This is a genomic window from Epilithonimonas caeni DSM 17710 (genome assembly GCF_000426465.1).
In the GTDB taxonomy this organism is placed as follows: Bacteria; Bacteroidota; Bacteroidia; order Flavobacteriales; family Weeksellaceae; genus Epilithonimonas; species Epilithonimonas caeni.
Genome location: NZ_AUFK01000013.1, coordinates 171,527 through 186,209 on the forward strand (window position 1 = coordinate 171,527; position 14,683 = coordinate 186,209).

A 14,683-nucleotide genomic window follows, 5' to 3' on the forward strand; every position below is an offset into this window, starting at 1 on the left:
TTAATTTGAGTTCTATCCAAATAATTTAAAACAAAACCTTGTCTTCTTTTCTTAATTCTTCCAGATATTTGCTTTTATCATCCCGATAAAAGAGATTCATCGTCTCAAACGGAATCATCTTCAAATCTTTGTTGACAATATGGGCACAGGATTTTTTAACCGCTCTTACATCAAAATCGTGAGCATCCATAAAATTCATAATGATGATTCTGAACAGATTATCATAATCCAGATCAGGAGCACAAACTTCTGGAAGACAACATAATAACTGATTCACTTTAGGTTTCACTTTATCCACTGAAATCCCAGTACTGAAAATATCCAGAAGCTGCATCTGCAATCCTGTATCTTGTTCGTAAACGATCGTATTTCGGGTTTCGTTATTCAGTAAATCAGCAGGATTGATATATCTTGTCAAAGGAATCGTTTCGCTTTCCAGTTTCAAAATATAACCCATTGCCAAAGCATCCGGATTACAAGGAACCGGAATGATATCATCCGAATTGAGAAGTGGAAACTGATTAAGAATCTCTTGTCTTACCTCTGTCAAAGTTATTTTTTCGCAAGCCGAATCTTCCCGGTTTCTTCCTGCAATTTCAACAGGTTGAAAAGTGATTCCTCGCACACATTTTTGTTTCAGAGCAAACTCGATTATTTTTCCAATTTCATCAATATTCTTATCTTTTTGAAGGACAATCACAAGTGTCGTCGAAAGATTCAAAGCATTGAGTTTTTCCAAAGCTCTCATTCTAACATCCGTCAAATCCTTTCCTCGGAAATCCTCCAAAACCTCTGGTTTAAAAGAATCAAACTGGAGATAAATTTCAAATTCGGGTGCATAAGTTGCCAGCTTTTCAGCAAAACCAGGGTCATTGGCTATTCTTACACCGTTTGTATTCAGCATCAGATGTTTAATCGGTTTTGACTTCGCAATGTCCATTATTTTGAAAAACTCGGGATGAATCGTAGGTTCGCCTCCACTGATTTGAACCACATCCGGTTCACCTTCATTTTTAACAATGACATCAAACATCGCTTCAATTTCTTCCAGACTTCTGTGGCTTCCGTAATGTGGCGAGGACATTGCATAACACGTTGGACAAGTCAGATTACATCGGTCAGTCACCTCCACGATTGAAAGACAGCTGTGTTGTTCGTGGTCTACACATAATCCACAATCGTAAGGACAGCCATATTCTACATCTGTTCCGAAATGCACCGGCATTTCAGACGCTTTGTTGTAGTTTCGGATGTTTTTGTAGTAATGAACATCAGAAGCAATTTTGGTCTTGAAAAATCCGTGGTCGGGACATCTTTTGGCCATAAAAACCGATTCATCCTCGATGATAATTTTGGCTCCTACTCTTTTCAGACATTCCGGACAGAGACTGATGGTGTAATCGTAATAAGTATAATTTCTTATTGGCATAATTCAAATTCTTACATTCCTCCACAAACAAAGCCACTTATCAAACCACAAATCAATAATGAAATCAGCATTGTCTGCCAAAACTGTGATTTGGAAAACTTGCGTCCGTCTTTGGATTCATAAATTGATTTTACAAAAAATGTAATGAAAAGGGAAATAACAAGCGCTACAATTATCATAATGCTAATAATCATTGCGACCAGACCTCCCAAATTGCCGACTTCCAGAAGCGTTAGAGTTTTCATTTTCTATAGATTTTGATTTGATTTTTGATTCAAAGTGTTTTTCATTTTAAAGATATAATAAATTATCACAACAATACACACCAACTGAATCGTTCCAAGATTTCCTATGATTTCTATTTTCGGTTTTATAAAATCCAGCATCAATCTAAACGTGAAGTAACTCAACATAAATATCTGAAATATAAAGCCTGAAGAAAATTTTGATTTTGCCTGGATCACCTTCAAAGCAATCCAAAGAATGATGAGAAATGCAATCTCATAAAGCGCCACCGGATGTCTGAGATATTGGTCACCGAGATGCATTCCAAAAACCGAATCTGTAGGAATCCCATACGTTTCCTCATAAACTCCGGTGAAAAAACAACCAATTCTCCCGATAATCATTGCCAAAATCAAAGGAAAAACGATTAAATCTCCTGTACTTTTTTGATAACCAACAATCTTTTTTGCTAATTCTACTCCAATTAATCCAAATGATAATCCGCCAACAATGGTATTATTGGTCCAAAATCTTTTGATATTGAAATCATTGAACAACAAATAAGGATTCTCTAAATTTCCAATCAGCTTAGAACCAATCAGAGCTCCAGCAGTAGCTCCAATAAGAACCGCCGCCGAACTACTGAATGACATTTTCTCCGATGACCTTCTTTTCAAATAAAAATAATAACGCATCGCCAGAAAAATACCAACTGTCTCAAACACAGGATGTGCCAAAACAGTCTTGCCAAAAATCTGAAATGTCAATGGAAAATCGATTGTCATAATTTTTATAAAAAAAGCTTTTTGCGTATTGCACAAAAAGCTTTATAAATATTTGATATTGTTTTAATTAAGTCAACATTCCTCCGTCAACATTCAGAACCTGGCCTGTCACGTAGGAAGATAATTCACTTGCGAAGAAAACACAGGCGTTGGCAACATCAGCAGGCTGTCCTCCTCTTTTCATTGGGATTCCTTCTCTCCATCCCTGAACTGTTTTTTCGTCCAAAGCAGCCGTCATTTCAGTTTCGATGAAACCTGGTGCGATAGCGTTGCAACGGATATTTCTGGAACCTAATTCCAAAGCGATAGATTTAGTAAAACCAATTGCTCCGGCTTTAGAAGCGGCATAATTGGCTTGTCCGGCGTTACCTTTCACGCCAACAACCGAAGTCATATTGATGATAGAACCGGATTTTGCTTTCATCATCGGTTTGATAACTGCTTTTGTCAGGTTGAAAACCGAATCCAGATTAACTTTGATAATCGTGTCCCAATCTTCTTTTGACATTCTTAACATCAGGTTATCTCTTGTGATTCCTGCATTATTTACCAAAATATCAATCGTCCCGAATTCTGCCAAAACATCCTCAACTAATTTTTGAGCGGCTTCATAATCCGAAGCATCTGACTGATAACCTTTGATTTCTGTTATTTTGCTTAATTCTGATTCCAATTCTTTAGCTTTTTCAACAGAGCCGGCGTAAGTGAATGCTATTTTTGCGCCTTCTTTGGCAAAAACTTCCGCAATTCCTCTTCCGATTCCACGCGTTGCTCCTGTGATGATTGCAACTTTACCTTGTAGTAATCCCATATATTTTTTTAATGTTTTCTAATTTTATTATGGCAAAAATAATACTTTAAGAGTTATTCACAATCAGAACAATCTCACCCTTTAAAGTTTTACTTTTCGAGAATTCGATTAACTCATTGATTGTTCCTCTTTTAGTCTCTTCAAATTTTTTAGAGATTTCTCTGCTCAGACTCACTCTTGTTTCTTCCCCAAAGAATTCCTTGATTTGTTCAAGTGTTGTATTGATTTTATGTGGACTTTCGTAAAGAACAATTGTCTTCTTTTCTTCAGCCAATTGTTTCAGTTTGGTTTGTCTCCCTTTTTTCTGAGGAAGAAAGCCGGCAAAATAAAAATCGTGATTCGGCAGTCCGGAAACAACCAAAGCTGGAACAAAAGCAGTTGCTCCAGGCAAGCAAATCATTTCCAAATCTTTATCCGCACAAGCCTTTGCCAAAAGATAACCTGGATCCGAAATTCCTGGTGTTCCAGCATCTGTAATTATGGCAATATTCTGCCCATTTTCCAAATCCTGAACAACTCTTTCTGTTGCCTGATGTTCATTATGCAAATGATAAGATTTAAGTGGTTTAGAAATTTCGTAATGTTTTAGAAGAATACCGGAAGTTCTTGTATCCTCACATAAAATATAATCCACTTCTTTCAAAACTTTCACAGCCCGGAAAGTCATATCTTCCAGATTTCCAACGGGTGTCGGAACAAAATATAAAATACCGCTCATCTACTTCTTAAATATATTTATTTCCAAAACTCCCACCATTTTTTCTTTGATTTTTTTCTTGAAATATCTTCATTCGAAATAACATTTTCTTCAATCTTTAAATGGTCATTAAGTATTTCATTATATCTTTTTTCATCATTTTGATTTATACAAAACAACCAATCTAATTGATTTTTTGTATAATATTTTTTTACAACAGACTCTGTTTCGGGATTTTTGAGCAATATTTTTATTACATCTTGATAATTTGTTTTGAATATAGTTTCAATAGGCATTATTCCCTCAGAGTTACCATAAGTCATATAATGATAAACGTCTATATTATTATCGACCGCATATTTATGAAATAATTCAAAAAGCCTGATTTGTTCTTCTTGAGTATAATTTGGAATTAATCCTCTATCCACATATTTATAAAAATACTCGCTTCTTAAAATATACTCCAAATCCTTTGATAAAATTTCCCAACCTACCCATTTGAATCTGTAAAATTCTTTATCTGAAAAATCTTTAAGTGAGAATCCTGTTGTTTCTTTTATTTGTGCTTCTATTAAATTTGTATAGTCATCATACAAACCTTCAATAGGTAACTTTTCTCCAATAGAAACTTCTTCTTCAATAATATTATTTTCAACTCGGAAATATCTTTGTTCAAAATCAGAATTTAAACTCCATTTAAAACTAAAACTCATTGTAGATTCTTGAATAACAAAAGAAAAAACTTCATATTTTTCGGAAGTTCGTCCCCACATTCCTGTTTCCAATTCGGTTAAGATTAAAGTTGCATTTTCTAAGAAACAAACATCATAGAACTTTTTTCTCTTATTTTTTTCAAATGCGATTTCAGGAGAAACTTTTTTTTGAAATTGCCATTCAAATGAAAGGTCTCTTCCCAAATCAAAACCATCAATATCAAATCCTTTGTTGACACAAATCCCTGCTAAACCCTGACCCATCTATTTTTCAATTTTCTTGAAAATTTTTTTCTAAATATGAAAGTGCTTTTTGATAATCATCTATAAAAACCTGTTTTCAACCAAAGTCCACAATCTCTGTGCGTAAGAATCCACCTTCTTCCAATCTCTTTCGTAATAGATATCGCTCAAAAATTCCTGTGCTTTTTCAACCGAAGTGAACGAATTAAGCGTGTTAACCACTTCATTCAGTTCACTTTGACTTCCATTGAAAAGATATTGGGAAAATGCAATTCTGTCATTCAAATCAAGCTTGAATTCCGGTTTTGGTTTTGGTGCTTCCATATAATCTGTCGGCACATTATTTTTCAGAAGGCTTCCGGAAGTTGGTGTTGTCGCAGGTTTTTCAATTTCTTCCAAATGGTCATCATCAAACAAAGATTTTGCAATTTTCAATCCTTTGATGTGGGCTAGTTTGAATTTCTTATCATGATGTTCCTGTTGAGTTTGAGATTCGTAAACTTCCTGAGTATTTTCTTTAGGCTGGGTGTTTTCTTTTGAAAACTCAACAATTTTTCTCCTGTTTTCCTCAAGCTCTTTCAGTTTGGCTTCTTTTTCTGCCAATCTCGCTTCGTAATCATCTTGAGAATTTTCTCTTGAAACTGGCTCATCCTTTGTCATTGCGAAAGAAAACTGGCTGTCCTGCATTGGTTCGAGTTTTTCAGCTGGTTCTTCTAGCAGGTTTTCTTCAGCCTGGATTTCCTCAACAGCTTCCACTATTTCTTCATGATAATTTTGAGCTTCAATTTCATTAATTTCCGTTTCTGAAATTGATTCAACCAACTCTTCATTTGGAGCTTCGCTTTCTTGTTCGATGATTTCTTCCTGCAGATGAATCTCTTCAATCGATGCTGTATCTTCTGCTACATCTTCCTGAGCATCGATTTCCGCAAAAGAATGGACTTCTTCCACCTCCGGAACCTCATCAAAAATATCGTGCATTTCAGTTTCCTCAACAACGATTTCCGCAACCTTATTTTCTTCTTCAAAATCTTCTACAGAAATCAAATCAGAATCTATGTTTGTTAATTGATTTTCAATAGTTTGAAAAGGTTCATTTTCGGTTGACGAAAACTCAAAGTTCTGAGAAATCTTAAGAAAGGAAAATTTTTGATAAAGTTGGTTAATTTCATTCTCCTTCGCCAAAATAGCTTGATAAGTATCAGATTTTGACAATTCTGACAAAAGATTCTTTATCTCTCCGAAAATTCTCTCGTATGTATCTTGCAGGTTTTGCATAATATATCTTATTAATTTTTACTTAAATTTGATGTTTATAAATTTAAGAACAATTTGCTAATTTTATATACAATTTTGTTCCTAATTTAAGGCCTCGACAAGCTCAGCCTGACAACGCTAAAAATAAAACTTTTAGTATTAGAGGTGTCACGCTGAGCTTGTCGAAGTATTTTTAATATTAGTTTTTAAAACAATTTTTTGCTAAATTAATAATGTTTTTAGAAAATACAATTAATCATTCCAAACAAAGCGGTTGGATGGAAGTCATCTGCGGTTCTATGTTCTCCGGAAAGACGGAAGAACTTATCAGAAGACTCCGTCGTGCGGAAATGGCTGGCCAGAATGTCGAGATCTTCAAACCGAAAATCGATACAAGATATTCTGATGAAGATGTGGTTTCCCATAACCAGACGAAAATCCGTAGTACAGCTGTGGAAAGTCCTTCCGAGATTCTTTTGTTGGGTTCTAATTGTGATGTAGTAGCGATAGATGAAGCCCAGTTTTTTGATGAAAGCATTGTTGATATTGCCAATCAATTGGCAAACAACGGAATACGTGTTATAATTGCCGGATTGGATATGGATTTTCTCGGTCGCCCATTTGGACCAATGCCAAATCTGATGGCAACGGCAGAATATGTGACCAAAGTCCACGCAATTTGCAAAAGAACTGGAAATCTTGCCAACTATTCTATGAGAACTTCCGCAGGAAAGGAGTTGGTAGAACTTGGGGAAACCGAAGCTTACGATGCTGTGAGCAGAAGAGTTTTTGTGGATGAAGTTTTGAAAATCAAAGAAGATTAATGTCATTATTTTAATTAAATTTGTTTAAGTTTTAATAGTAAAAACTATCACAAAATGATATTAGAAATTAAAAATTACATAAAGATAAGCAATTCAATAGATGAGATTCTGAGGAACTCGCCTTTCAAACTGAAATACATCATTGAGAAAAGCGGAATTTCCGAACCTACATTTTTTCGTAAGATGAAGGAAAAGAAATTTAATCCTGAAGAGTTGCTTAAGATTGCGGAAATCATTGAACCAGAAGTTAATTCAAAAGATGATATTCTAAAGGCAATTGAAGAAGGATTGGAAGACGTTAAAAACAGCAGAATAACCGAACATTCTATTGTTATGAGTGAAGCAAAAGAAAGAATTGCAAGAAAGATAAATGAACATCTTTTGGACAAATAGAGCGAAATCAGATTTAGAAAATTTGGAAGACTTTCTTATACAAAATTGGGGATTCGATGTATTGGATGATTTTTATGAAATTTTGGAGAGAAGAATTTCATTGCTTGAAAATGGGAATTTAATTCATCAGAAATATGAAGACACGGATTTTCATAAATTACTAATTACCAAACATAATTCTATTATTTATGAGATTAATGAAAATCAAATCAATCTTTTGAATTAATAATTTTCGAAATCCGGATTCTAATTACAAAACAATTACTGGAAAGTGAATTACACTTTAAAACAAATATCCGAAATAACAAATTCGGAAATCGTTGGAAATCAAGATATCAAAATCAAAAATATTGCTTTTGACAGCCGAACGATTTATTCTACAAAAAATACTGCGTTTCTTGCGATAAGCACCAAGAAAAATTCCGGACAAAAATATATCGATACAGTTATTGAAAAAGGAATTGATACGATTATTACTGAAAATAAAATCGATAATCCTTCTATTAATCAAATCATTACAAAAAATTCGGTTGAATTTTTACAAACGCTTGCCAAATATCATTTTGAACATTCCAGCATCAATTCGATAGGAATCACCGGAAGTAACGGGAAAACTATTCTGAAAGAGTGGTTTTATCAATGTCTTTCCAATGAATTTGCAACGGTAAAGAGCCCGAAAAGTTTTAATTCTCAAATTGGTTTGCCCCTGTCACTATTGCAAATCGACAGAAAACACGAACTAGGAATCTTTGAAGTTGGAATTTCCAAACCTGATGAAATGGAAAAACAGGAAAATGTTTTCCACCCGAAGATTGGATTATTAACCCATATTGGAACGGCTCACTCAGCTAATTTCAGTTCCGAAGAAGAATTGATCCATGAAAAATTAAAGCTTTTCAAAGAATCAGAAATTATATTTTTTAATGCTGATAATGAGTTGACAGACAAACTAATCCGTCAATTATACTCAAGTAAAAAATTAATATCATACGGATTAAAAAGTAATAATGATATTACGATAATTTCTGATGTTAATGACCGGACTCAGGATATTAGAATCAAATACTTTGATGAAGAATTCTCTATTCCAATCAATCAAAGAGATGAGGCAACTTTGACCAATGTTCTGGCTTTGATTGGAATTCTGAAAATGTTCAACTTGTCCAATCTTCAAATCAAAGAAAAGATCGATGCGCTCAAAGCGATTGAAATGCGTCTGGAAAGTATCGAAGGCATCAGAAATAATCTGATTATTAATGATTCTTATAATCTGGATCTGGATTCTTTGAAGATTGCTTTTCAGTTTATCGGCGAATATAACAAACCTAAAAAATCTCTGATTCTTACAGATATTCTGGATTCTAATGAGAATTCGGAAGAATTATATTCTGAAGTTTCTGAGCTGGTTAATGAACAAAAATTCGATAAAGTTTTCTTGATTGGTGAGGAAATAAGTTCGTTTTATAAACTATTTAATTCCGAAACCTTTACTTTTAATAATACCAATCAATTTATTGAAAGTAAAGTGATTAATGATCTAGAAAATCAAGTTATTCTTCTGAAAGGCGCAAGAAAATTCGAGATTGAAAAAATCAAGGAAATTCTTGAACTAAGAAAACATGACACAGTTTTGGAAATCAATCTCAATGCGATTCTTCATAACATCAATTTCCATAAATCATTACTAAAACCCGAAACCAAAATGATGGCAATGGTAAAGGCTAATGCTTATGGATTAGGAAGTTATGAGATTTCCGAATTTCTTCAGCATCATCATATTGATTATCTTGGTGTTGCGTTTGCAGATGAAGGTGTTGAACTGAGAAAAAAAGGAATCACAACACCAATTATTGTGATGAACCCTGAACAGCACAGCTATGACAGCATTATCGAATATAATCTGGAACCGGAAATATACAGTCTGCGGGTTTTGGAACTCTTCAATGAGCAATTGATAAAATCAGGAAATCAGCAGAAATATCCGATTCATATCAAGCTGGAAACAGGAATGCATCGGCTTGGTTTTAAGGATTTTGAATTGGATGAATTGATTGAAAAATTAAACTCGATGAATGTAAAAGTTCAGAGTATTTTCAGCCATTTATCATCTTCGGATATACCCGAAGAAAAGGAATTCACTTGGAAACAATTAGAAACTTTTGAAAAGAATTCGAGTTATTTGATTGAAAAATTAGGCTATCAGCCAATCCGACATATCCTTAATTCATCAGGAATTACCAATTACACTGATCATCAATATGATATGGTAAGAATTGGAATCGGAATGATTGGAGAAACTTCGAATCCTGAAATTAAAAAACAACTGCAGCATTCTGTTAGTTTTAAAACCGTCATATCTCAAATATCAGATGTAAAAACCGGAGAATCAGTTGGTTATAGCAGAAGATTCAAAGCTGAACACGATATAAGAATTGCAACAATTCCGGTTGGCTATGCAGACGGAATCCCAAGATTGATTGGAAACAAAGTAGGAAATGTCGGAATTAATAACAAACTTAGTCCGATTGTAGGAAGTATTTGTATGGATATGATGATGATCGATGTTGATAATGTAAGTGCAAAAGAAGGTGATTCTGTAACGATTTTCAATTCGAATCCAACCTTGGAAGAATTTTCAAAATATTGTGGAACAATTACTTATGAAGTGTTAACTTCGATTTCTCCTAGAGTGAAAAGAATCTATATAAAAAACTAAAAATGATTAAGAAACTCTTTTATCTGGTTACTTTTTTGACTTATCTGATGAGTTATTCTCAGGTAAAGGAAAATCTTGTCATTCCAAAAAATGCTAAGATCGGGTTATCTCTTTCTGGCGGAGGCGCAAAAGGATTTACACACGTTGGCGTCTTGAAAGTCCTGGACTCTCTTGGTGTTAAAATCGATTATATTTCCGGAACAAGTATGGGCGCCATTGTCGGCGGTCTATACGCTTCCGGCTATACAGGAAAAGACATTGAGAAAATCGTAATGGATACGGATTTTTATTCCTTGATAACAGAACCGAAAACCAGACAAGAAACGAGTTTTTTCAATAAAAGCGTTGATAAATATCTCTTCACAGTTCCTCTTAAAAACGGAAAAATTTCGTTTCCTTCTTCTATTAGTACCGGTCAGAGAAATGTTTATATGCTGAAAGAATTACTTAGAAATGTCTCCAATATTGATGATTTTTCCAAACTTCCTATTGCATTTATGTGTATAGGGACCAATCTCGAAAGTGGTGAAATGAAGATTTTCGAAAAAGGCGATTTGGTTTCGTCTATTATGGCGAGTTCCGCTTTTCCTTCGCTTTTGGATCCGGTGAAAATTGGAGACAGTCTTTATGTTGACGGTGCAATGACGGTCAATTACCCTTCAAAACCTCTGAAGGATAAAGGCATCGATATTGTTATTGGTGTCGACCTTAACCAACCATTGGCCAAACGTGATAATCTCAACAACATTATTTCTATTCTGAATCAAATCATTGACTTCGGAATCCATAAAGAAACGAAAAATCAATATAAGTACACTGATATCAACATCAAACCAGACCTTACCGGAATGACCGCTACAAGTTATGATGATAAACGGAAAATCCTTGACAGCGGTTATGTGGAGGCTCAAAAATATGTTGATATTCTTAACGAATTACCCAAGCGTAGTTTCCAAAGAGTAAGGTCATCTATTAATCCTATTTACTCCAGTGTTTACAAAATAGACAGTCTTGTCGTTGAAAATGGCAGAATATATAAGTCCAACTATATTCGTGGAAAAATGGGACTCAAATTGCCTTCTATGCAGACCTATGGAAGCATCAACAAGATGATTGATAAGCTTTATGCAACCAACAATTATAAATTCATCAATTACGATATCGTTCAGGAAAATAACGGAAGTTATCTCAAATTATATGTTACAGAAGACGATTCCAGACATTTTCTGAAGTTTGGACTTCATTACGACGAAGTTTTCAAGACCGGATTACTCTTGAATTATTCTGCAAAAAGATTGTTGTTTAGAAATTCCAATTTGTCATTAGATGTTGTAATTGGAGATAACCCCAGATATTACTTCAATTATTTTATAGATAATGGTTACATTCCGGGCTTTGGAATTTATTCTACAGGAATGACTTTCGACCTCAAAAACTTTGATAACAATACAACCGAAACTTGGGACTGGTTCAGAAATGAGGTATTCTTACAATCTGTCTGGAAAGACAAATTTGCAATTGGTGGCGGTTTGAGCCACGATTATTTTGAAAGTGATGTAAACGGCTCAAATAAAAATGTAGAAAAATATATCAGTCCGTATCTATTTCTGAAAAGTGACACTCAAAATGACAAAGATTTTCCAACCAAAGGATTTTATCTTAATGCTGAAGGAAAAATTATCGACCTCTTTAATTCAGAATTAGAGAAAAAACCAATCACTATAAAAGCTGATATCAAGATGAATTTCTACATTTCAAAGATGTTCACTTACCGCTTAAATCTATATGGTGGAATTACAATAGGAGAAGAAACCTTGCCTTCGTTTTATAAATATAGAGTTGGCGGAATTTTTGAGCAGTCTATTGTGAATTTCAAAAGATTGAATGGTTATCAATTTGCTTCTTTGGCGGATAACAACATTTTCATCGCATCCAATGATTTCCAGTTGAGATTCAGTAAAAACTATTTTTTAGTTGGTAATTTCAGTCTTGCAAATATGTTCAGCTCTATAAAATTCGAAGAAGCGGCAAAACTTAATTACAGTTCACTAGGACTTACAGCAGGCTACAAATCTCCTTTCGGGCAGATAAAAATCAATTACAGCAAATCTCTCAACAAACATAAAGGCGTTTTCAGTGTCATCTTAGGACATTGGTTTTAAAAATATGATAAACTATTTTTTTGAAGAAATTGACAAAGTAGAAATCCATTCAAAAACATCAGAATGGCTGGAAAATTTGATTCAGGCAGAGAACAAAAAGCTTGGTGAGATCAATTATATTTTTTGCGACGACGAGTATCTTCTCAAGGTCAATCAGGATTATCTCAACCATGATTATTACACAGACATTATCACATTTGACTATGTGAAGGGAAAAACCATTTCGGGAGATATTTTCGTATCTTTGCCGCGCATTTTGGACAACGCTTCTACCCTATCCCAAAACTTTGAATCAGAATTCAATCGCATTTTGGCTCACGGAATTCTTCATCTTTGCGGATACAAGGATAAAACCGAAGAAGAACAAACCCAGATGCGAGCAAAAGAAGATTTTTATATCAATCAATTTAAAAATTTTTAGGAGCTATTTCCCGCTTTCCGCTCATACTCCTCACGCCAATGCTTTTTCCAAAGCTAGTTGCGGGGTAACCGCTACAATCGGGGCTAGTTCTAATTATGGTCAATGTTCCACGTGAAACATTACCTTTAAAATATAGAATATGATAAGCGAAATATATGACGTAATTGTAGTTGGAGCTGGTCACGCAGGTTGCGAGGCTGCTGCTGCTGCTGCCAATCTTGGTTCAAAAACACTCCTTGTCACAATGAATATGCAAACCATTGGACAAATGAGCTGTAACCCTGCAATGGGAGGAATTGCAAAGGGACAAATTGTAAGAGAAATCGATGCAATGGGTGGTTATTCCGGCATTATAGCGGATAAATCTGCCATTCAATTCAAGATGCTGAACCTTTCCAAAGGCCCTGCAATGTGGTCTCCAAGAACACAGAATGATAGAATGATGTTTGCAGAAGAATGGCGATTAGCTCTGGAAAATACACCAAATCTTGACTTTTTCCAGGATATGGTGAAGAGCCTTATTATAGAAAATAACAAAGTAGCTGGTGTTGTAACTTCCCTTGGAATCGAAATCAAAGCTAAATCTGTAGTACTTACTAATGGAACTTTTCTTAACGGACTAATTCACGTTGGAGATAAACAATTAGGAGGTGGAAGAATGGGAGAACCAAGAGCTTTCGGAATCACAGAACAATTGGTTTCTTTAGGTTTTGAAGCCGGTAGAATGAAAACCGGAACGCCGCCACGTGTGGACGGAAGAAGTCTGGATTATTCTAAAATGGAGGAACAAAAAGGCGACGAAAAACCACAGAAATTCAGTTATTTAGATACTCCTAAATTAACTAAACAATTAAGCTGTCATATTGTTTATACCAACGAGACAGTTCACGATATTTTACGTGAAGGATTTGACAGAAGCCCAATGTTTAACGGAACTATTCAGAGTTTAGGTCCAAGATATTGCCCAAGTATTGAGGATAAAATCAATCGTTTTGCGGAGAGAAATAGACATCAGCTATTCGTAGAACCAGAAGGTTGGAAAACCGTAGAAATCTATGTTAATGGCTTCAGTTCTTCTCTTCCGGAAGATGTTCAAATCAAAGCAATGAAACACATTCCAGGTTTTGAAAATGTGAAGGTTTTCCGTCCTGGTTATGCCATAGAATATGATTACTTCCCCCCTACCCAATTGAATCACACACTGGAAACAAAATTGGTAGAAAACCTTTATTTTGCCGGTCAAATCAACGGAACAACAGGTTATGAAGAAGCTGCCGGACAAGGCTTAATTGCCGGAATCAATGCCCATAATAAAGTTCACGATAAAGGAGAATTTATCTTAAATAGAGATGAAGCTTATATCGGTGTTCTTATTGATGATTTGATTACAAAAGGAACTGAAGAACCTTACAGAATGTTCACTTCCAGAGCAGAATACAGATTGCTTCTCAGACAAGATAATGCGGATATCAGGTTAACGGAAAAAGCTTTTAATCTCGGTCTAGCAAAAGAAGAAAGATTAAGAAAAGTTGAAGAAAAAATCGCAAAAAGTGAGGAATTAGAGACATTCCTTAGAGAAACTTCGCTTAAACCAGGAATTATAAATCCTATTCTTGAAACCATAGAATCCTCCCCTGTTGACCAAGCTTACAGAGCTGCACAAATTTTGACCCGTCCTAATATGACTTTGGAAAGATTAGAAGCGATTGAAACCATAAAAGATGTAGCATCCAGTTACGAAGATGAAGTAAGAGAACAAGCAGAAATCAATATCAAATATAAAGGTTACATCGAGAAAGAAAAGGAAAATGTAGCTAAACTGAACAGATTAGAAACAATCAGAATTCCTGAAGATTTTGATTACACCAAAATCATTTCCCTTTCTGCAGAAGCTAAACAAAAAATGGGTAAAGTAAAACCCAAAACTATTGCACAAGCAGGCAGAATTAGTGGAGTTTCTCCGGCTGATATTAATGTACTTTTGATTTATTTAGGTAGATAAAATAT

The 14,683-nt window shown here is 34.7% G+C and carries 14 protein-coding genes; 7 read left to right on the top strand and 7 right to left on the bottom strand.

The genetic code is table 11. From position 1 onward, the window contains the following. Positions 1-25: 25 nt before the first annotated feature. The 7 genes from K319_RS0106300 to K319_RS20970 all read right to left on the bottom strand — a co-directional run bounded on the left by K319_RS0106300 (position 26) and on the right by K319_RS20970 (position 6,181). Positions 26-1,429 (bottom strand): radical SAM protein, encoded by a 1,404-nt coding sequence (locus K319_RS0106300; RefSeq protein ID WP_027382876.1) that lies wholly within the window; start codon positions 1,427-1,429, stop codon positions 26-28. A gap of 11 nt (positions 1,430-1,440) precedes the next feature. Next, a complete protein-coding gene (locus tag K319_RS0106305) occupies positions 1,441-1,674 on the bottom strand; it encodes a hypothetical protein (protein ID WP_027382877.1) in 234 nt (77 codons plus the stop codon). A 3-nt stretch (positions 1,675-1,677) separates the two neighbouring features. Beyond that, positions 1,678-2,439 (bottom strand): prolipoprotein diacylglyceryl transferase, encoded by a 762-nt coding sequence (locus K319_RS0106310; RefSeq protein ID WP_034671506.1) that lies wholly within the window; start codon positions 2,437-2,439, stop codon positions 1,678-1,680. 67 nt (positions 2,440-2,506) lie between these two features. After that, a complete protein-coding gene (gene fabG, locus K319_RS0106315; RefSeq protein WP_027382879.1) occupies positions 2,507-3,250 on the bottom strand; it encodes a 3-oxoacyl-[acyl-carrier-protein] reductase in 744 nt (247 codons plus the stop codon). Between the two features lie 46 nt (positions 3,251-3,296). Then, positions 3,297-3,968 carry a 16S rRNA (cytidine(1402)-2'-O)-methyltransferase gene (rsmI, locus tag K319_RS0106320; RefSeq protein ID WP_027382880.1) on the bottom strand — a complete coding sequence of 224 codons (672 nt, stop codon included), beginning with the start codon at positions 3,966-3,968 and terminating at the stop codon, positions 3,297-3,299. 17 nt (positions 3,969-3,985) lie between these two features. Then, positions 3,986-4,924, bottom strand: coding sequence for a hypothetical protein (locus K319_RS0106325; protein ID WP_027382881.1), 939 nt, complete (start codon positions 4,922-4,924; stop codon positions 3,986-3,988). A 60-nt stretch (positions 4,925-4,984) separates the two neighbouring features. Next, positions 4,985-6,181, bottom strand: coding sequence for a hypothetical protein (locus K319_RS20970; RefSeq protein WP_051230491.1), 1,197 nt, complete (start codon positions 6,179-6,181; stop codon positions 4,985-4,987). 212 nt (positions 6,182-6,393) lie between these two features. Here K319_RS20970 and K319_RS0106335 point away from each other — a divergent pair, with 212 nt between their 5' ends. From K319_RS0106335 to mnmG, 7 genes are all read left to right on the top strand, one after another. Then, a complete protein-coding gene (locus tag K319_RS0106335; protein WP_027382882.1) occupies positions 6,394-6,984 on the top strand; it encodes a thymidine kinase in 591 nt (196 codons plus the stop codon). Between the two features lie 54 nt (positions 6,985-7,038). Then, complete coding sequence (locus tag K319_RS19925) at positions 7,039-7,377, top strand: hypothetical protein (RefSeq protein ID WP_051230493.1); 339 nt, start codon at positions 7,039-7,041, stop codon at positions 7,375-7,377. Continuing rightward, positions 7,355-7,603, top strand: a complete 249-nt coding sequence (locus tag K319_RS0106345; protein WP_027382883.1) for a type II toxin-antitoxin system RelE/ParE family toxin — start codon at positions 7,355-7,357, stop codon at positions 7,601-7,603. The genes K319_RS19925 and K319_RS0106345 overlap by 23 nt, the downstream gene beginning before the upstream one ends. 45 nt (positions 7,604-7,648) lie before the next feature. Further along, the gene (locus tag K319_RS0106350; RefSeq protein ID WP_027382884.1) at positions 7,649-10,093 is read left to right on the top strand and encodes a bifunctional UDP-N-acetylmuramoyl-tripeptide:D-alanyl-D-alanine ligase/alanine racemase; all 2,445 of its coding nucleotides are present in this window, start codon (positions 7,649-7,651) and stop codon (positions 10,091-10,093) included. A 2-nt stretch (positions 10,094-10,095) separates the two neighbouring features. Continuing rightward, positions 10,096-12,255 (top strand): patatin-like phospholipase family protein, encoded by a 2,160-nt coding sequence (locus K319_RS0106355; RefSeq protein WP_034671508.1) that lies wholly within the window; start codon positions 10,096-10,098, stop codon positions 12,253-12,255. 4 nt (positions 12,256-12,259) lie between these two features. After that, positions 12,260-12,676, top strand: a complete 417-nt coding sequence (ybeY, locus tag K319_RS0106360) for an rRNA maturation RNase YbeY (protein WP_027382886.1) — start codon at positions 12,260-12,262, stop codon at positions 12,674-12,676. Positions 12,677-12,815: 139 nt separating this feature from the next. Further along, complete coding sequence (gene mnmG / locus K319_RS0106365) at positions 12,816-14,678, top strand: tRNA uridine-5-carboxymethylaminomethyl(34) synthesis enzyme MnmG (protein ID WP_027382887.1); 1,863 nt, start codon at positions 12,816-12,818, stop codon at positions 14,676-14,678. Positions 14,679-14,683 lie beyond the last annotated feature (5 nt).

What these genes read in the sequence shown, in the direction of transcription:
- K319_RS0106300 (WP_027382876.1), bottom strand. Translation starts at nt 1,429, where the DNA reads ATGCCAATAAGAAATTATACTTATTACGATTACACCATCAGTCTCTGT.
- K319_RS0106305 (WP_027382877.1), bottom strand. Translation starts at nt 1,674, where the DNA reads ATGAAAACTCTAACGCTTCTGGAAGTCGGCAATTTGGGAGGTCTGGTC.
- K319_RS0106310 (WP_034671506.1), bottom strand. Translation starts at nt 2,439, where the DNA reads ATGACAATCGATTTTCCATTGACATTTCAGATTTTTGGCAAGACTGTT.
- fabG (WP_027382879.1), bottom strand. Translation starts at nt 3,250, where the DNA reads ATGGGATTACTACAAGGTAAAGTTGCAATCATCACAGGAGCAACGCGT.
- rsmI (WP_027382880.1), bottom strand. Translation starts at nt 3,968, where the DNA reads ATGAGCGGTATTTTATATTTTGTTCCGACACCCGTTGGAAATCTGGAA.
- K319_RS0106325 (WP_027382881.1), bottom strand. Translation starts at nt 4,924, where the DNA reads ATGGGTCAGGGTTTAGCAGGGATTTGTGTCAACAAAGGATTTGATATT.
- K319_RS20970 (WP_051230491.1), bottom strand. Translation starts at nt 6,181, where the DNA reads ATGCAAAACCTGCAAGATACATACGAGAGAATTTTCGGAGAGATAAAG.
- K319_RS0106335 (WP_027382882.1), top strand. Translation starts at nt 6,394, where the DNA reads ATGTTTTTAGAAAATACAATTAATCATTCCAAACAAAGCGGTTGGATG.
- K319_RS19925 (WP_051230493.1), top strand. Translation starts at nt 7,039, where the DNA reads ATGATATTAGAAATTAAAAATTACATAAAGATAAGCAATTCAATAGAT.
- K319_RS0106345 (WP_027382883.1), top strand. Translation starts at nt 7,355, where the DNA reads ATGAACATCTTTTGGACAAATAGAGCGAAATCAGATTTAGAAAATTTG.
- K319_RS0106355 (WP_034671508.1), top strand. Translation starts at nt 10,096, where the DNA reads ATGATTAAGAAACTCTTTTATCTGGTTACTTTTTTGACTTATCTGATG.
- ybeY (WP_027382886.1), top strand. Translation starts at nt 12,260, where the DNA reads ATGATAAACTATTTTTTTGAAGAAATTGACAAAGTAGAAATCCATTCA.
- mnmG (WP_027382887.1), top strand. Translation starts at nt 12,816, where the DNA reads ATGATAAGCGAAATATATGACGTAATTGTAGTTGGAGCTGGTCACGCA.